Here is a 15,704-nt window from a genome sequence, read left to right on the forward strand (position 1 = left end):
AGGTTGCGGGCAGCGGTAACAGTCTAGAGTTTTCCACAGGCTGAACCTTATCTTGTTGGAGTACGACCATGTTTTTGCGCAAATCTTTGGCATTGGCCGCTTGTGTGTTGGCACTGAGCTCACCGGTCTGGGCCGCGCCAGCGAGTACCTACGACTTCGGCCAACCGGCACCCGCGTCCAAGGCGACCCGCAGCGTCGAGGTGGTGATGGGTGACATGTCGTTCACCCCCAAGGCCATCGATATCAAGGCCGGGGAGACCATTCGCTTTGTCCTGGTGAATAAAGGTCAATTGCTGCACGAGTTCAACCTCGGTGACGCGGCGATGCATGCCAAACACCAGCAGGAAATGTTGCAGATGCAGCAAAGCGGCATGATGACGCCTACAGGCATGATGAACATGGATCACGGGTCGATGGCCGGGATGGATCACTCATCTCAAGGGCATGCCATGAAGCACGACGACCCCAACAGTGTATTGGTAGAACCGGGTAAAACCGCCGAACTGACCTGGACCTTCAGCAAAGCCGCCAACCTGGAATTTGCCTGCAACGTCCCCGGTCATTACCAGGCCGGCATGGTAGGTAAATTGACAGTCAGTCAGTAAGCACTCAAAGGCGGGAACAAAGGCTGGTAGAATCCGCTGATTCTTCAGTCAGGTTTCCGCCATGCATCCCGCAGCCGAACACTCGCCGCTGGGCAAATCCAGCGAATACATCGCCACCTACACGCCGTCCTTGCTGTTCCCGATTCCGCGTACTGCGAAGTGGGCCGAGCTGGGCCTGACGGCTGAAACCCTGCCGTACAAGGGCGTGGACTTCTGGAACTGCTTTGAACTGTCGTGGCTGTTGCCGTCGGGCAAGCCGGTGGTGGCCATCGGTGAGTTCAGCATTCCGGCGGATTCGCCGAACATCATTGAGTCGAAGTCGTTCAAGCTGTACCTCAACTCCCTGAACCAGACACCGTTCGCCGACACGGCGAGCCTCGAAGCGACGCTGGTCAAAGACCTGTCCGCCGCCGCCGGCAAACCGGTCGGCGTGCGTATTCGCAGCCTGAAAGATGTCGAGGCCGAAGGCGTCGTGGCGTTGCCCGGTGTGTGCATCGATGAGCTGGATATCAGTGTCAGCAACTACGAGCATCCACGTCCGGAACTGCTGCGGTGCGATGAAAGCCGCATTGTGGAGGAGAGCGTGCACAGCCATCTGCTCAAGTCCAACTGTCCGGTCACCCGTCAGCCTGACTGGGGTAGCGTGACGGTGGAATACCGTGGCGCGGCGCTGGATCATGCGAGCTTGCTGGAATACATCGTCAGCTTCCGTCAGCACTCGGATTTCCACGAACAGTGCGTGGAACGCATCTTCCTTGACCTGCAGCGCTTGCTGAAACCGGAGAAGTTGACGGTTTATGCGCGTTACGTTCGTCGTGGCGGACTGGATATCAACCCGTATCGCAGTACTGAAGAGGTGCAGTTGCCGAACCATCGTCTGGTCCGTCAATGACGATCTAATGCAGGAGCGAGCAAGCTCGCTCCTGCAAGGCTCTTTTTCAGATCCCCATGTTGCCCAAGGCTTGCGCGATGTTGCGCAGGGTGCCGGCCAGGGTCGGGTGTTCGAGTTCGAAGCGTTCCACCGCCAGATTGACGCCATCGGCGAGGTTGACATCCTTGGTCTTGGTTTCGAGTTCAAGTTCAAGCTGGATCTGTTGCATCAGCTTGTGCAGGTCTTCGCGTTCGACTTCGGTCAGCGGAGGATTCTTTTCCAATTGCTCGCGCAGGACATTGAGCTGTTCTTGCAGTTCGCGGGCAGGCATTGCGTTCTTCCTTTTATCGATTGGCATTGGCATAGACCGCGATGGCGCGCCAAAGGTCTATGGCTGACCTTTAGATTAATCCACTCCCGCCTAACCTGCATGATCTCGATCAGGGCTTTTCGCCTTTGAGCCGGCGCAGGCTGATATCGGCCAGGCAGGTGTCGAGCTCACCCAGGTGATCGATCACCGAATGCACGCCCAGGGCGAAAAGCTGCATCGTTGCCTTGCCGCGTTTCAAATCGCGCTCTTGAGGCGACAGCGCCTGCCATTCAATGGGCGACATCCCGCAAAGCGAGCCGCAGGACGCCAGGCCGATCGTCCACAGGCCGGCATTGAGCCCGGCTTGCAGCAAGCGCGGTTCGCCGCTGACCAGCACGCAGCCATCCAGCTTCTCGACGTTCAGCGCCATCAACGCTTGCCAGCAGGTGTGCGGCGCCGGCCAAGGATTGATTGTTTCGAGGTGTTGCGAAGGTTTGATCCATTCCGGCAGGGCGGCGGCCAACGGAAGGCTGAGGGAGGAGGGCAGTTCGTCGAGCCAGGCGCAGGGAATCTGTTGATGCTGCAAGCTGCGCAGGCTCTTCAGGGCGCCGGGCGTGACCTCGGCGTGCTCGGCCGCGTGGCCACCGTTCAGGCGCGTACGGGCGCCGAAATCCACCAGGCAGCCACTGAGGCCGAACAGCACGGCGGTCAGGCGCGGCGCAGGTTGAGGTGAGGTTTCAGCGTGCGGCATGTCAACGTCCCTGAAATAGCCTCAAGGCTAAGCGACGACGGTGACAGTTGAGTGACATGGGTGTGAATGGCTCGCAATCGATGCAGAATCATCTGCGGCGCCAGTGGCCTGATGATGCCTAAAGCAGTCTTTCCGTCTTATACTGATGGTCTTTCCGCCGGGCCAATGCGTCCGTGTCAGTACAATCCAAGGAGTTTTTCTATGCGCTGGAGCAATCATCTAGCTCAGCTTTGTGTGTGCGCCAGCGCGTTGCTGGTTCCGTTCGTTGCCCAGGCAGCGTCGGAAGACGATCCTTGGGAAAGCATCAACCGCCCGATCTACAGGTTCAACGACGTACTCGACACCTATGCGCTGAAGCCTTTGGCCCAGGGCTATCAGTACGTGACGCCGCAGTTTGTCGAAGACGGCATTCATAACTTCTTCCAGAACATCGGTGATGTGCGCAACCTGGCCAACGACCTGCTGCAAGCCAAGCCAGCCGCCGCCGGTGTCGATACTGCACGCCTGATTTTCAACACCACCTTCGGCCTGTTGGGTTTCATCGATGTCGGCACCAAGATGGGCTTGCATCGCAATGATGAAGACTTCGGCCAGACGCTTGGTTATTGGGGCGTGGGCAGTGGTCCTTATGTGATGCTGCCGTTCTTCGGCCCGAGCACCTTGCGTGACGCGCCCTCGAAATTCGTCGACACCTACACTGGCGCTTACCGCTATGTGGATGACGTGCCGGTGCGTAACTCGTTCTTCGTCCTGGATGTCACTGACACCCGCGCCAACCTGCTGTCGAGCGAGAAATTGATCACTGGCGACAAGTACACCTTCATCCGTAACGCGTACTTGCAGAACCGCGAATTCAAGGTCAAGGACGGTCAGGTCGAAGACGATTTTTAAATCCTGACCGATAAAACAAAAAAGCGGCCGTCATCGGGCCGCTTTTTTTTCGCCTGGAGCGACGTTATTTCATTCTCAATATTGTAAGACCGAGTTTCTGATTGCCGTCTTCCGGTTCTTTCACCCACACCACCTCGGTGTCGGCTTCGAGCCCTTTCAACGCTTCATGCTCGGATTCGATGCGTACAAGTAGCCGGTCACCGACCCTGAACGAGCGCTGCGCCTGAAGCTGCATGCCACTGCTGGAAAGGTCAATACAGACGGCTGGCACCTCATCCCCCTCATGAATCAGCGACACATCGGCATCGACCCGCATGCGGATGTAATCGCGCTTTTCGCTATAGTCTCGACGGGTTTGGCTCATGGGATTGATCCTTCCATTGGGTTACGGTTTTGACGGTTCTTATAACTCTCGGTGATTTGACAAGTGTAGACCTCAAGCGACCATCGGCGTGAGCTTGAAACGCCTCGCGGATGGGAGTACCGTCTGCGCCTTAGAAGGGCACCTCTGGTGTACATGCGTGTAGGGCAAATGCTCGAAAACAGTGCGACAGAGAGGCTAGAAAGCGAATCCAGTAGTTTGAGCCGGGCCAAAGCCCGAGCCGCTACGCCAACCTAATTCTGGCGCCGTTTGCCCACATGCCAAAAACCAGTGCCACGCTGCTGATAATCGATGATGACGAGGTAGTGCGCGCGAGCCTCGCCGCCTATTTGGAAGACAGTGGTTTCAGCGTCTTGCAGGCCAGCAATGGCCAGCAGGGCCTTCAGGTATTCGAGCAAGACAAGCCCGACTTGGTGATCTGCGATCTGCGCATGCCGCAGATGGGCGGGCTCGAACTCATCCGCCAGGTGACCGAGCTGTCGCCGCAAACGCCGGTGATCGTGGTGTCGGGCGCCGGTGTGATGAACGACGCGGTCGAAGCGTTGCGCCTGGGCGCAGCGGATTACCTGATCAAGCCTCTCGAAGATCTGGCCGTGCTCGAGCACTCTGTGCGTCGGGCCCTTGATCGTGCGCGCCTGCTGCTGGAAAACCAGCGCTACCGCGAGAAGCTGGAGAAGGCCAACCGTGAGCTCGCCGCCAGTCTGAACCTGCTCCAGGAAGACCAGAACGCCGGTCGCCAGGTGCAGATGAACATGCTGCCGGTCAGCCCCTGGACCATCGACGAGTTCAAGTTTGCTCACCAGATCATCCCGTCGCTGTACCTGTCGGGTGATTTCGTCGACTATTTCCGCGTCGACGAGCGCCGGGTGGCGTTCTACCTGGCGGACGTTTCCGGGCATGGCGCCTCTTCAGCCTTCGTCACCGTGCTGTTGAAGTTCATGACCACGCGCCTGCTGTTCGAGTCCAAGCGCAGCGGTACATTGCCGGAATTCAAGCCTTCAGAGGTTCTTGGTCATATCAACCGGGGCCTGATCAGTTGTAAGCTGGGAAAACACGTCACAATGGTCGGTGGAGTCATCGACGAGGAGACAGGTTTGTTGACCTATAGCATCGGTGGTCATTTGCCGTTGCCAGTGTTGTACACACCCGACAGTGTTCGTTATCTGGAAGGGCGTGGCCTGCCCGTGGGCCTCTTCAATGAAGCCACCTACGAAGACCACGTGCTGGAACTGCCACCGACCTTCAGCCTGACGCTGATGTCCGATGGCATTCTGGACCTTTTGCCAGAACCCACACTCAAAGAAAAAGAAGCTGCATTGCCCCAACGGGTCAAGGCGGCGGGCGGCAGCCTGGATGGTCTGCGGCAGGTTTTTGGATTGGCCACGCTAGGGGAGATGCCGGATGATATCGCCCTGTTGGTGTTGAGCAGGAATCTTTAATGAGTACCGGTAGAATCCAGTTCGCCGAGCAGGACGGCACCTTCGTCCTCAAGTTCGTCGGTGAAGTTCGCCTGACCCTGTGTTCGGCGTTGGATGCGACTATTGATCGGATCTTCACGGCGTTGAATTTCAACACCATCGTGATCGACCTGACTGAAACCCGCAGCATCGACAGCACCACCCTTGGCCTTCTGGCCAAGCTGTCGATTCTCTCGCGGCAAAAGGTTGGTCTGCTGCCGACCGTCGTCACCACCCACGAAGACATCACCCGGTTGCTGCAGTCCATGGGCTTCGAGCAAGTGTTCAACATCGTTGACAAGCCCGTGCCGTGCCCGGAATGCCTGGACGACCTGCCGGATCAGGACCAGTCGGAAGAAGTGGTGCGAATCAAGGTGCTGGAAGCGCACAAGATCCTCATGGGGCTGAACGACCATAATCGCGAAGCGTTCCATGATTTGGTGAATGCGTTGGAGCGGCATTGATCCCCTGAGGCCCTTGCGAAGCCAACCTATTGCCTGATGCGCAAAAAAAAAGGGCGAACCCAACGGTTCGCCCTTTTTTACGTGCGCTGAACTAGATCACAGCTTGGCTTGCAGCAGCGCCTCAAGTTTCTCCTGGTCGCGGGCGAACTGACGAATACCTTCAGCCAGTTTCTCGGTCGCCATCGCGTCCTCGTTGGACAGCCAGCGGAACTGCGCTTCATTCAGGCTCAAACGTGCTTCACCGGCATGCCCTGGCGCCAGTTTGCGCTCCAGCTTGCCAGTGTCCGCCGCCAGCTTGTCGATCAGGTCCGGGCTGATGGTCAGACGGTCGCAGCCGGCCAGTTGTTCGATCTGGCCCAGGTTGCGGAAGCTCGCGCCCATCACGACGGTTTTGTAGCCGTTGGCCTTGTAGTAGTTGTAGATGCGCGTCACCGACTGCACGCCCGGATCTTCCGCACCGGTGTAGTCGTTGCCGTTGGCTTTCTTGTACCAGTCGTAGATACGGCCCACGAACGGCGAAATAAGGAACACCCCGGCGTCAGCGCAAGCAGCCGCCTGAGCGAAGGAGAACAGCAGGGTCAGGTTGGTCTGGATGCCTTCCTTTTCCAGAATCTCCGCCGCGCGGATGCCTTCCCAGGTGGAGGCGATCTTGATCAACACGCGGTCGCGGCCGATGCCGGCCTTTTCGTACAGTTCGATCAGACGATGCGCGCGCTTCAATACGGCGTCAGTGTCGAACGACAGGCGCGCATCCACCTCGGTGGAAATGCGCCCCGGGATCACTTTCAGGATTTCTTGGCCCACTGCAACGCCAAACCGGTCGCTGGCCAGGCCCACATCACCCTTGCAGTCGTTGACGCAAGCATTCAGCAATTCAGCGTAAGCAGGAATCGCCGCCGCTTTGAGCAGCAAGGAAGGGTTGGTGGTGGCGTCTACCGGTTTAACCCGAGCGATTGCTTCGAAGTCGCCGGTGTCGGCAACGACGGTGGTCATTTGTTTGAGTTGTTCCAGCTTGGAAGTCATGGGCGTGCTCTGTCCTATGGGTCTGATGACATTACCCGAGCGCTGACAGCCACTCAAGGGTGCATACGTGTATCGATGGCCTCAGCGGCAACAACCTGAAGCGGATGTTTGAAAGGCGGGGCGCGGTATCGGTAAATACGATGCCAAAACAGACCACAGGTTCAAAGCAACCGACCGTCAGCGCCCTTCAAGCAACGCCGCCGCCTGATCCAGCAACGCCAGCGGGTCTTTGGCCTTGTGGATATCCACCGACAGCAACTGCCGGAATTTGCGCGCACCCGGAAACCCGGTGCCCAGGCCTAGCACATGCCGGGTAATGTGGTGCATCGAACCGCCGGCATCGATGTGCGCAGCAATATACGGCCGCAATTGCGCCAACGCCTCGGCACGACTGATCACCGGCGCCTTGCTGCCGAACAACTGCTGGTCCACCTCGGCCATTACATAAGGGTTGTGATACGCCTCACGACCCAGCATCACACCGTCGAACGTCTGCAAATGCTCGTGACAGGCTTCCAGCGTCTTGATGCCGCCGTTGAGAATGATCTCCAGCTCCGGAAAATCCGCCTTCAACCGCGCCGCCACGTCATAACGCAGGGGCGGAATGTCGCGGTTCTCCTTCGGCGACAACCCCTCCAGAATCGCGATCCGCGCATGCACGGTAAAACTGGTGCACCCGGCATCCCGAACCGTCCCCACGAAATCACACAACTCTTCGTAACTGTCCCGCCCATTGATGCCGATGCGATGCTTCACCGTCACCGGAATCGACACCGCATCCCGCATCGCCTTCACACAATCAGCCACCAACTGCGGATGCCCCATCAGGCACGCACCGATCATGTTGTTCTGCACCCGATCACTCGGGCACCCGACATTCAGGTTCACCTCGTCGTACCCGTGGTCCTGGGCCATGCGGGCGCAGGCGGCCAGATCCAGCGGAACGCTGCCACCGAGCTGAAGCGCGAGCGGATGCTCGGCTTCGTTATGGCGCAAGAAACGCTCGTGATCGCCATTGAGCAGAGCACCGGTGGTGACCATTTCGGTGTAGAGAAGGGCGTTTTTTGAGAGTAGGCGCAGGAAGAAACGGCAATGGCGGTCGGTCCAATCCATCATCGGCGCGACGGAAAAGCGACGGGAGAGCGGGGCAGGCTTGGCGTTGGTTACGGACATTGGGGATCTGGAGTCGGTGAGGCTGGGAGGTGGGGGAGTTTAACAGGATTGGGCTATTCGCTGAGATTCACGTTCGAGGTAATGCAACCGCGCCTTGTGAACTTCCACGCCGTTGATGCCATATCGCAAATGTTGGAAATCTCCCTCAACTCGCGTCGACATTGCCCATATTGTAAGTTCCCTATCCAAGCCGATACCCTTCTACAGTCGCTGCAAAATCAGCGACAAGGGTGTGGAAGCCCTTCACAAGATCTAGACGCACAAGGCGACACCTGAATTTAAGCAGGCGCTTTTTTCATGTCTGCTGTTAAATTATGGCGGCTGTGCGCGGGGCACTTTCGGGTGCGCCGGGTTCCTAGATCCCCGGTCTTCCACACCTACGCACAGCTGCCACCCATCATGTGGAAGTGATGCTGGCAGTTCCTTTATCAATTCTAGGAACGATACTGATGAAGAAGATCACTTCTTTTTTCATTCAGAAACCGCACTAGCTGAACCAACGCTGTAACCAACAAAAGTTTCATAATCCCCGACACACCTGCGGCCTAGGATGAACGGACAAGACCAAGCCTCCGCTTACCCACCCCACAGGAACCCGAAAAATGATCTCAAACCTCTTCAAAGTCTCGCTCATCGCCGGTGCTTTGCTGTTGAGCGCCTGTTCGGGTGTAACGTCTCATGAAACGTATTCGGCCGAATCCGTGCCGTCCGCTGGCTTTGGTCCGGGGCCTACCAACAGCAACCCCAACAAGATGAATTTCCATGGTAATGCGCTGAGCAATAGCTTCGGCGAGTACAGCTCGGGTTTGCTGCACGACGACTGAGAATGTCCTGCTTGACGTCCGTCGGAGTCGGTTTGCTGGTGATTGCGATGTCGGGGTCAACATCGTTGTTGCCTGTTAAATCGCCTTCGCCGGCAAGCCGGCTCCTACAGGGGGGTGTTTTTTGCGGTGGGCAGGTGTGACGCGTTACTTCGCGTCAGGCACTGCCAGCCACTGCCGCAGAATCTTCTGGTAATTGCCTGTCGCCTTGGCCAGGTGCAGCCACTGATCGACGTATAGTTTCCAGGTCATGTCGTCGCGGGGCAGTAGGTAGGCTTTTTCGCCGTATTGCATGTATTGCGTCGGGTTGACTGCGCACAGTCCCGGTTTGAGTTTCTGCTGGTACAGCGCTTCCGAGGCGTCGGTGATCATCACGTCAGCCTTCTTGTCCAGCAGCTCCTGGAAAATGCTCACGTTGTCGTGCAGTTGCAACTGCGTCTTGGGCAGCAATGCGTGAACGAAGGCTTCGTTGGTGCCGCCGGCCGGTTCGACCAGGCGAACCGAGGGTTGGTTGATCTGCTCGAGGGTCTGGTACTGCGCCTGGTCTTCGCAGCGCACCAGCGGGATTTTGCCGTCGACGTCCAGCGTGGTGCTGAAGAAGGCCTTTTTCTGCCGCTCGAGCGTGACCGAGATACCGCCCATGCCGATGTCGCATTTGCCGGCGAGCATGTCCGGCATCAGGGTTTTCCAGGTGGTGGGCACCCACTCGACCTTGACACCGAGGCTGTCGGCCAGGGAGCGGGCCATGGCGATGTCGATCCCGGCGTATTCGCCGTCTTCGCCTTTGGAGGTGTAGGGTTTGTAGTCGCCCGTCGTGCAGACGCGCAGTTGGCCTTGCTGGATGACGCTATCCAGGTGGGAGGTGCCTTCCGCCGACGCACCAAGGGAGAGAGCGAGCAGGCCGCTGAGCATTATCGCGCTTTGTGGGATTTTCATTTTTTCGGGCTTTTGTGAGGGTCGAAGAGGACTGAGTGTAGTGAACCCGTCTCTTTGCTGTCATTGGCAACAAAAAGGGCGTTCCACTTCTGTGGAACGCCCTTGTTCAAGTGCGGTTGCCGTCTGGATGATCGGATTGACAGGCGACGCGGTTTTAGTGACAGCAGCAACCTGAACCGCCGCAGCCAGGCTTTTTCTTCGAGCCTTCGCAATGATCTTCTGTCTTCACGCTGGCCGGGTAGCCGGCGTCCTTCAGTGCCGACAGAAGAACATCGCTTTCGGCATTCCCGGTGACCTTGACTCGACCGGACGCTAAATCGACGTTGACCTCACCCACTCCAGCGAGCGGTTGCAGTGCAGCGGTGATGTGTTTGACGCAGCTACCGCAGCTCATGCCTTCAACTTGCAGTTCGGTACCGTTCATTGCGTAAACCTCTTTGAGCGTGAGTAGCGGGCAGTGCCTGCCAGCGCTGTGATGACGTGAGGTGATGTTTGGCCTTGCCACGATGGCAAGGTCAAGCGCGGTTCTCGGGAGGCTATTGCCCCATCGGCATCTTCATCATGCTCGATTGCTGATCCATCATTTTCATCATCATGTCCATCATCTGGTTCGAGCGGTCCTGGCCACCGGCCATGCCTTTGCCCATCCCCATGCCTTGGCAATGGCCGTGCATCATGCCCATGCCGCCGCGCATCGCGTCCATGCCTTCCTGCATGGCGATCTGACGTTCAGCCGGGGTTTTGGCAGCGGCCATTTTATCGTGGGCGGCCTGCATTTTTTGCATCTGCTCGCTCAACGCCTTGTCTTGCGGGGTGGCGGTGGCCGATGCGGTTGGCGAGGTGTTGGCGGGCGGTTCATCCGCCGCCAAAGCGATCAACGGGCTGCTGATGAGCAGTGCGGCGACGAGTGATGTGAAGTGCTTGTGCATGGCCGTGTACCCTGACGGAGGAAGTGTTCTGAGCTTATTCCTCGGCGAGTGGCTGCCATTGATTCATATCAAACGATGCCATTTTGATTACTGGCGTTTAGTGGCCTGTTCTGACGACGCCACGGTGCCGCTCCCACAATTAATGTAGGAAGAAGACTTCAGCCAACGCTGATCCGGGTAGTAGGAAAACAGCAGTTGCCCATCTTTCATCGAGTCGATCAGCCGATGGGCAATCGCCGGCCTGACCGCCGGGCAACCCAGGCTTCTGCCGATGCGGCCGTTGGCGCGTGCCAGGACCGGGCTGACGTACGGTGCGCCATGAATGACGATTGCTCGCTCGAACGCGTTATCGTTGAAGCCTGGCTCCAGGCCTTCCATGCGTAATGAGTAACCGTTCGAGCCGAGGTAGCTTTCTTGCGTACGGAACAGGCCCAAGCTAGTGGCGTAACTTTCATTCTGGTTAGAGAATTGGGTGGCCATGTTTTCGCCGCTGTTGCGGCCGTGGGCGACGAGTTCGTGAAAGAGCAGTTTGCGTTTTTTCAGATCGAACACCCACAGGCGTTGTTCGGTCGAAGGCAGTGAGTAATCGATCACTGCCAGTCTCTGCGCCGGGGCTGCGCCTTGGGCGCGGGTGCATTGAGTGGCGCGTACCGCCAGGGCGATGACTTTGGCATTGGCATTTGGCGCGGCTTTGGCCAGAGCGATTTCAAGTGAATCAGCGTAGGCTGCTGGCAGGAAAGCCGACGTCAACAGCAGGGCTGTGAGCGGGAGGCCAAAGCGATGTAGCGCCATAAGTCAGTCTCATCAGGAATAGTTCGAGTCTAGCAGCGAATAGGACGCTAGCCTTTTGATTTGCAGGAGATTAAGGATTATCCATGGGGCAATTAACAAGGTTATTCGTCATAAGCCGCGTATTTTTTATGGTCTTTCTGATCAGCGGCACGGCACTCGGTGAAACTTCGGCAATCATGCCGGAAACTCCGCCAATCGTGGTTCAGGGCGCCGGGCCCAATGATGTCGTTGGCCAAGCCATACAAGCGGTGCTCGAACCCCTGCAATCGGCCTTTCCTCCGTTGCTCACTGCGCGCAGGCATCAGCGGCTGGATATCAATCGGGTCGTCCTGGATTTCTATTCCCATCGCAACTATCGCGCGGCGTGGACGGATGGGCGCGATGTCGCCCAGTTGCTGAAGAGCCTCAACGACACGCAAATCGACGGTCTGGTCCCGCAGGATTTCCGGATTGCCGAACTGGAGCAGGCGCGACTGGCGTTGCAGGCTACCGCGCCGACCCCCGCGCAATCGGCGGCGTTCGACCTGGCGGCAACCCGTACCTACATCACGGCGCTACTGCAGTTGCGACGCGGTAAAGTCGACCCGTCACGGCTGGACTTCCACTGGAACTTCGACCCCGTCGGTGTCGATCCTCGCGAGGACATGAACAGCTTCTTCGCCGCACTCGATGCCCACGATGTCGCCCGGGCCTTCGCCCAGGCGCCGCCGCAGGAAACGGTTTATCGCAACATGCGTGAAAGCCTGGCGCAGCTGCGCAAGGTTCGGGACGCTGGCGGTTGGCCGAAAGTGGCCGAAGGGCAGTCGCTCAAACCCGGCATGGACGGTGTGGCGGTCGCACAGTTGCGTGCCCGTTTGGTGGCCGCGGGCTACCTGGCCCCGGCCAAGGGCAAGCGAAGCGACTACGACGACAGTGTCATTGCCGCTGTGAAGAAGTATCAGACTGAACAGTACCTGGGCGCCGATGGCGTGGCGGGGAAGACGACGCTGGAGGCATTGAATGTGCCTGTTGAAGCGCGGATCGATCAGGTCCGGGTGAACATGGAGCGGGCGCGTTGGTTGCTCTACAAGCTGCAGGGCACCTTTGTGGTCGTCGACATCGCCGGGTACAAGGTCGCGCTGTACCGTGATGGCCAGCCGATCTGGCGCTCCCGGGTACAGGTCGGCAAGCCGTTTCGCAGCACGCCGGTGTTTCAGTCCGAGATTACCTACGTGACGTTCAACCCGACCTGGACCGTGCCGCCGACGATTCTGGTCCAGGATATGTTGCCCAAGATTCAACAGAATCCCGGCTACCTGGCCGCCAACCGGATCCGCGTGCTCGATCGCCAGGGCAATGTGCTCGAACCGTCAACCGTCGACTGGTCCAGCGCAAAGGGCCTGACCTTGCGCCAGGATGCTGGTCCCGAGAACTCGCTCGGGCAGGTGGTGATTCGTTTCCCCAACGACTACGCCATTTACCTGCACGACACGCCGCACCGCGAGCTGTTTGCCAGGTCCGTGCGAGCCACCAGTTCCGGATGCATTCGGGTGGAAAACCCGCTGCAACTGGTCGAGTTGCTGTTCAACGACCCGGTGCGCTGGAATAGCGAAGGCATTCAAAAGCAGTTGGCCAATGGACGAACCGAAAACATCATGCTGCCGGTCAAGGTGCCGGTGCTGCTGGCTTACTGGACCGTCGACCTGAGCAAGGATGGCCGGGTGACCTTCAAACCTGACGTCTATGGCTATGACTCCCCGGTACTGCGAGAGTTGAACCTGCCCACGAAGCTGCCAGCCCTGGAGTTGCCCCGAACGGACACGGCGTTGGTGGTGACTGAACAAAGCAAGCAGTGAGCGGATGTTGGGCCGGTAGGGGCCGGCGTGCCGGCGAAGGCGCTCTCAATGACGCTTTCGCCGGCACGCCGGACGCCTATGAAAAGCGGTGACCCGCTACAGTTCCAGCCCTTGTTGCACCACCGACAGCAGTCCGTTTTCAGTCAAGGCCACCGCATCCGCTTGTTGTGCGGCTTGCTCGACGACTTGAAGCCACCAGTGGGTTTCACCGTGTTCGTCAAGGGTGCGCAACAGTGCCATTTCGTTGCTATCACAGTGGATCTCGACACGCCCTTCGCCATCTTCCGTGAAGCGGGCGACGGGGTCGAAGGTCATGCTGTGGTCATTGCCGGTGATCACCAACTGGTCGATGGCATAGTCGTACGTCTCGCCATCGGGGTGGCGCTCGAACACGTGCGTGGGATTGCGCCGCAGGGTCAAACCGGCCTCTATCAAGGGCTGCAGCCAGGTCTCGATGCGGTGATACAGCTCGTAGACCTGGCCCGGCCAGCTGTCGATGACCTGATCAGCGCTGGTATGCCGGGTGTGTTTGAGCTTTGCGGCGAGTTCGTCTGCCTTGGTCATTTCGATTCCCTGTCTTGATGTATGACTAATCGTAGCTCCTCCCGGGGGATGCAGCTTTTGTCTTGGGTCATGTCCGCGTCACCACCGGGCAAGTGGTTGCCATTTATCCCCGATAAACCCGTAGACTGCGCGCACAAAAATGAGGGGGTTTTGGGCCGGTGCCCATGCATTGCCCCTACAGGATGATTTTTTGCTCTTACGCCCAGATGATCCGCATCACGCGCCCAGCGTCGCATCGAAACGCCTGCCGTTGCGCAAGGCTGCGGTGCTTTTCATCGCCGCCGTGTGTCTGTGCCTGTGTGGTTTGCTTTACCTGCAACTGGAGCAGTCCCGCAGCCATGACCTGCGCCAGGCCCAGATCGCTTCGTCGAACCTGACGCGAGCCATGGCGCAGCAGGCTGAAGATACGTTCATGAAGGCCGATCTGGTGCTCACCAGTCTGGTGGACTGGATTCAAATCGACGGGTTTGGCCCGCCCCAGCGACCTGGCCTGCAGAAAACCTTTGCCCGACGCGTGCAGGCGCTGAATCAATTGCACGGCATCTTTCTGTTCGATCAGAAAGGGCAGTGGGTGGTGACTTCGTTCGACAATATGCCTCGCGGTTCTGGTGTCGCGGATCGCGAGTACTTCAAGTTCCATCAGCAAAATGTGTCGACCGTGGCGCACATCGGCCCGGCGATTCGCAGCCGGGAAAACGGGGAGTGGATCATTCCGATTTCCAGGCGGGTGAACGACAAGAACGGTCAGTTCCAGGGCGTGTTGATGGCCGGGATCAAAATGTCGTACTTCGACCAGTTCTTCAAAAGCTTCAGCATCGACGACAACGGCTCGATGTTCCTCGGGTTGACCGATGGAACGTTGTTGGCACGCCGGCCCTTCATCGAGTCGAAGATCGGCACGTCGTTGGCCAGGAGCGAGGTCTTCGAGAAATTCCTGCCCCGGGCGCCCTCCGGCAGTGCCATGTCGACTTCATTGGTGGACGGCGTTGTCCGCTTGTTTGGCTACCGACAATTGGAGGCTTATCCACTGGTGGTCTCGGCGGCTTCGTCGAAGGATACGATTCTTGCGGGGTGGTACGAAACCGCGTTTCGTTCCTGCCTCATCGTTGCCCTGGTCATGCTCGGTGTGGGGGTGTTCGGTTGGGTGTTCATTCGCCAGGTGCGCGTCGGCGAGCGAGTCGAGGCGGATCTGCGCAAGGCCCAGGAAGCGCTGGAGCTGATTGCCACCCATGACAGCCTGACCGGCCTGGGCAATCGCCGCTTGTTCGAGCGTGCGCTGGACATCGAGTTCGGGCGTGGCGCCAGGCAGCAGAGTGCGCTGAGCCTGATCATGATCGATATCGATTTTTTCAAGCGCTACAACGACACCTATGGTCATGTGGTCGGTGATCACTGCCTGGCCCAGGTGGCGCGATCGGTGAAAAATTGCTGCCATCGCAAGGCCGATCTGGCGGTGCGGTATGGTGGTGAAGAGTTTGCCGTGCTGCTGCCCGACACAGACATCCACGGCGCCATGACCATTGCCGAACATATTCGCCGCAGCGTCATGGACAAAAACATCAAGCACAGCGGGTCGCCTACCGGTTACGTGACGGTCAGCCTCGGTTGTTACTCATTTGTGCCGACGGGGCACGACAGCATGGAAGTGTTCATCCAGCGGGCCGATGCGGCGCTCTATCAGGCCAAGCATTCGGGGCGCAATCGCTCGGCGGTGCTGTCGATGGAGGGCGGTGTCGAGGTGTTGGCGCGTTCGGATCGTTGAAGTCCGCCCGTGGCTGTTTCTACCCTGCAGCACATTGAGCAACCGATTGTCTGCCTGTCAGATCTCGTTCATTTGATCGTCTAGAGTTCGGTTAGCTTCGCCGAGCCCGGAATAGGGCTACGCATCTGTTACGCCGTA

General features: G+C 58.4%; 18 protein-coding genes. 8 read left to right on the forward strand and 10 right to left on the reverse strand.

The features are described 5' to 3' along the window. Nucleotides 1-68 precede the first annotated feature (68 nt). The gene (gene copI / locus AC1Q6D_RS19815) at nucleotides 69-605 is read left to right on the forward strand and encodes a copper-resistant cuproprotein CopI (RefSeq protein ID WP_103402681.1); all 537 of its coding nucleotides are present in this window, start codon (nucleotides 69-71) and stop codon (nucleotides 603-605) included. A gap of 61 nt (nucleotides 606-666) precedes the next feature. After that, nucleotides 667-1,497: an NADPH-dependent 7-cyano-7-deazaguanine reductase QueF gene (queF, locus tag AC1Q6D_RS19820; RefSeq protein WP_103402682.1), complete on the forward strand. Its 831-nt coding sequence runs from the start codon at nucleotides 667-669 to the stop codon at nucleotides 1,495-1,497. A gap of 46 nt (nucleotides 1,498-1,543) precedes the next feature. Here queF and AC1Q6D_RS19825 read toward each other — a convergent pair whose 3' ends face one another. Together AC1Q6D_RS19825 and pcrP are read right to left on the reverse strand one after the other, a co-directional pair. Beyond that, nucleotides 1,544-1,807 carry a DUF4404 family protein gene (locus AC1Q6D_RS19825; protein WP_103402683.1) on the reverse strand — a complete coding sequence of 88 codons (264 nt, stop codon included), beginning with the start codon at nucleotides 1,805-1,807 and terminating at the stop codon, nucleotides 1,544-1,546. Nucleotides 1,808-1,916: 109 nt separating this feature from the next. After that, on the reverse strand, nucleotides 1,917-2,537 hold the full coding sequence (pcrP, locus tag AC1Q6D_RS19830; RefSeq protein WP_103402684.1) for an HAD superfamily inactivated hydrolase PcrP: 621 nt from the start codon (nucleotides 2,535-2,537) through the stop codon (nucleotides 1,917-1,919). A gap of 201 nt (nucleotides 2,538-2,738) precedes the next feature. On the opposite strand from pcrP, the gene AC1Q6D_RS19835 reads away from it, so the two are divergent. Continuing rightward, nucleotides 2,739-3,428 carry an MlaA family lipoprotein gene (locus AC1Q6D_RS19835; RefSeq protein ID WP_103402685.1) on the forward strand — a complete coding sequence of 230 codons (690 nt, stop codon included), beginning with the start codon at nucleotides 2,739-2,741 and terminating at the stop codon, nucleotides 3,426-3,428. A 64-nt stretch (nucleotides 3,429-3,492) separates the two neighbouring features. On the opposite strand, the gene AC1Q6D_RS19840 is transcribed toward AC1Q6D_RS19835, so the two are convergent. Beyond that, nucleotides 3,493-3,792 carry a PilZ domain-containing protein gene (locus AC1Q6D_RS19840; RefSeq protein ID WP_103402686.1) on the reverse strand — a complete coding sequence of 100 codons (300 nt, stop codon included), beginning with the start codon at nucleotides 3,790-3,792 and terminating at the stop codon, nucleotides 3,493-3,495. Nucleotides 3,793-4,067: 275 nt separating this feature from the next. On the opposite strand from AC1Q6D_RS19840, the gene rssB reads away from it, so the two are divergent. Continuing rightward, on the forward strand, nucleotides 4,068-5,249 hold the full coding sequence (gene rssB / locus AC1Q6D_RS19845) for a two-component system response regulator RssB (protein ID WP_047531309.1): 1,182 nt from the start codon (nucleotides 4,068-4,070) through the stop codon (nucleotides 5,247-5,249). Next, nucleotides 5,249-5,731 carry an anti-sigma factor antagonist RssC gene (gene rssC / locus AC1Q6D_RS19850; protein WP_047531307.1) on the forward strand — a complete coding sequence of 161 codons (483 nt, stop codon included), beginning with the start codon at nucleotides 5,249-5,251 and terminating at the stop codon, nucleotides 5,729-5,731. Before rssB ends, rssC begins: the two co-directional genes overlap by 1 nt. Nucleotides 5,732-5,827: 96 nt before the next feature. Here the strand turns inward: rssC and tal are convergent, their stop codons facing one another. Both tal and dusA read right to left on the reverse strand, forming a co-directional pair. Next, nucleotides 5,828-6,754 carry a transaldolase gene (gene tal / locus AC1Q6D_RS19855; RefSeq protein WP_103402687.1) on the reverse strand — a complete coding sequence of 309 codons (927 nt, stop codon included), beginning with the start codon at nucleotides 6,752-6,754 and terminating at the stop codon, nucleotides 5,828-5,830. Nucleotides 6,755-6,931: 177 nt separating this feature from the next. After that, nucleotides 6,932-7,927, reverse strand: a complete 996-nt coding sequence (gene dusA / locus AC1Q6D_RS19860; RefSeq protein WP_103402688.1) for a tRNA dihydrouridine(20/20a) synthase DusA — start codon at nucleotides 7,925-7,927, stop codon at nucleotides 6,932-6,934. 602 nt (nucleotides 7,928-8,529) lie between these two features. Here dusA and AC1Q6D_RS19865 point away from each other — a divergent pair. Further along, a complete protein-coding gene (locus AC1Q6D_RS19865; protein ID WP_047531303.1) occupies nucleotides 8,530-8,751 on the forward strand; it encodes a hypothetical protein in 222 nt (73 codons plus the stop codon). Between the two features lie 144 nt (nucleotides 8,752-8,895). Here the strand turns inward: AC1Q6D_RS19865 and AC1Q6D_RS19870 are convergent, their stop codons facing one another. From AC1Q6D_RS19870 to AC1Q6D_RS19885, 4 genes are all read right to left on the reverse strand, one after another. Continuing rightward, nucleotides 8,896-9,660 carry a transporter substrate-binding domain-containing protein gene (locus AC1Q6D_RS19870; RefSeq protein WP_371919873.1) on the reverse strand — a complete coding sequence of 255 codons (765 nt, stop codon included), beginning with the start codon at nucleotides 9,658-9,660 and terminating at the stop codon, nucleotides 8,896-8,898. Between the two features lie 178 nt (nucleotides 9,661-9,838). Beyond that, nucleotides 9,839-10,108, reverse strand: a complete 270-nt coding sequence (locus AC1Q6D_RS19875; RefSeq protein ID WP_047531299.1) for a heavy-metal-associated domain-containing protein — start codon at nucleotides 10,106-10,108, stop codon at nucleotides 9,839-9,841. Nucleotides 10,109-10,220: 112 nt separating this feature from the next. After that, entirely contained in the window at nucleotides 10,221-10,613 is a 393-nt protein-coding gene (locus tag AC1Q6D_RS19880; protein ID WP_103402690.1) for a hypothetical protein, read from the reverse strand. Between the two features lie 87 nt (nucleotides 10,614-10,700). Then, a complete protein-coding gene (locus AC1Q6D_RS19885; RefSeq protein WP_103402691.1) occupies nucleotides 10,701-11,405 on the reverse strand; it encodes a murein L,D-transpeptidase catalytic domain family protein in 705 nt (234 codons plus the stop codon). Nucleotides 11,406-11,488: 83 nt separating this feature from the next. Between AC1Q6D_RS19885 and AC1Q6D_RS19890 the strand changes: the two genes are divergently transcribed. Next, nucleotides 11,489-13,240 carry a L,D-transpeptidase family protein gene (locus AC1Q6D_RS19890; RefSeq protein WP_103402692.1) on the forward strand — a complete coding sequence of 584 codons (1,752 nt, stop codon included), beginning with the start codon at nucleotides 11,489-11,491 and terminating at the stop codon, nucleotides 13,238-13,240. Between the two features lie 96 nt (nucleotides 13,241-13,336). Here AC1Q6D_RS19890 and AC1Q6D_RS19895 read toward each other — a convergent pair whose 3' ends face one another. After that, a complete protein-coding gene (locus AC1Q6D_RS19895) occupies nucleotides 13,337-13,804 on the reverse strand; it encodes a hypothetical protein (RefSeq protein WP_103402693.1) in 468 nt (155 codons plus the stop codon). Between the two features lie 190 nt (nucleotides 13,805-13,994). Here AC1Q6D_RS19895 and AC1Q6D_RS19900 point away from each other — a divergent pair, with 190 nt between their 5' ends. Beyond that, nucleotides 13,995-15,566 carry a sensor domain-containing diguanylate cyclase gene (locus AC1Q6D_RS19900; RefSeq protein WP_256590089.1) on the forward strand — a complete coding sequence of 524 codons (1,572 nt, stop codon included), beginning with the start codon at nucleotides 13,995-13,997 and terminating at the stop codon, nucleotides 15,564-15,566. The last annotated feature ends 138 nt before the right edge of the window (nucleotides 15,567-15,704 follow it).

This window comes from Pseudomonas sp. MT92 (assembly GCF_058792515.1).

What these genes read in the sequence shown, in the direction of transcription:
- copI (WP_103402681.1), top strand. Translation starts at nt 69, where the DNA reads ATGTTTTTGCGCAAATCTTTGGCATTGGCCGCTTGTGTGTTGGCACTG.
- queF (WP_103402682.1), top strand. Translation starts at nt 667, where the DNA reads ATGCATCCCGCAGCCGAACACTCGCCGCTGGGCAAATCCAGCGAATAC.
- AC1Q6D_RS19825 (WP_103402683.1), bottom strand. Translation starts at nt 1,807, where the DNA reads ATGCCTGCCCGCGAACTGCAAGAACAGCTCAATGTCCTGCGCGAGCAA.
- pcrP (WP_103402684.1), bottom strand. Translation starts at nt 2,537, where the DNA reads ATGCCGCACGCTGAAACCTCACCTCAACCTGCGCCGCGCCTGACCGCC.
- AC1Q6D_RS19835 (WP_103402685.1), top strand. Translation starts at nt 2,739, where the DNA reads ATGCGCTGGAGCAATCATCTAGCTCAGCTTTGTGTGTGCGCCAGCGCG.
- AC1Q6D_RS19840 (WP_103402686.1), bottom strand. Translation starts at nt 3,792, where the DNA reads ATGAGCCAAACCCGTCGAGACTATAGCGAAAAGCGCGATTACATCCGC.
- rssB (WP_047531309.1), top strand. Translation starts at nt 4,068, where the DNA reads ATGCCAAAAACCAGTGCCACGCTGCTGATAATCGATGATGACGAGGTA.
- rssC (WP_047531307.1), top strand. Translation starts at nt 5,249, where the DNA reads ATGAGTACCGGTAGAATCCAGTTCGCCGAGCAGGACGGCACCTTCGTC.
- tal (WP_103402687.1), bottom strand. Translation starts at nt 6,754, where the DNA reads ATGACTTCCAAGCTGGAACAACTCAAACAAATGACCACCGTCGTTGCC.
- dusA (WP_103402688.1), bottom strand. Translation starts at nt 7,927, where the DNA reads ATGTCCGTAACCAACGCCAAGCCTGCCCCGCTCTCCCGTCGCTTTTCC.
- AC1Q6D_RS19865 (WP_047531303.1), top strand. Translation starts at nt 8,530, where the DNA reads ATGATCTCAAACCTCTTCAAAGTCTCGCTCATCGCCGGTGCTTTGCTG.
- AC1Q6D_RS19870 (WP_371919873.1), bottom strand. Translation starts at nt 9,660, where the DNA reads ATGCTCAGCGGCCTGCTCGCTCTCTCCCTTGGTGCGTCGGCGGAAGGC.
- AC1Q6D_RS19875 (WP_047531299.1), bottom strand. Translation starts at nt 10,108, where the DNA reads ATGAACGGTACCGAACTGCAAGTTGAAGGCATGAGCTGCGGTAGCTGC.
- AC1Q6D_RS19880 (WP_103402690.1), bottom strand. Translation starts at nt 10,613, where the DNA reads ATGCACAAGCACTTCACATCACTCGTCGCCGCACTGCTCATCAGCAGC.
- AC1Q6D_RS19885 (WP_103402691.1), bottom strand. Translation starts at nt 11,405, where the DNA reads ATGGCGCTACATCGCTTTGGCCTCCCGCTCACAGCCCTGCTGTTGACG.
- AC1Q6D_RS19890 (WP_103402692.1), top strand. Translation starts at nt 11,489, where the DNA reads ATGGGGCAATTAACAAGGTTATTCGTCATAAGCCGCGTATTTTTTATG.
- AC1Q6D_RS19895 (WP_103402693.1), bottom strand. Translation starts at nt 13,804, where the DNA reads ATGACCAAGGCAGACGAACTCGCCGCAAAGCTCAAACACACCCGGCAT.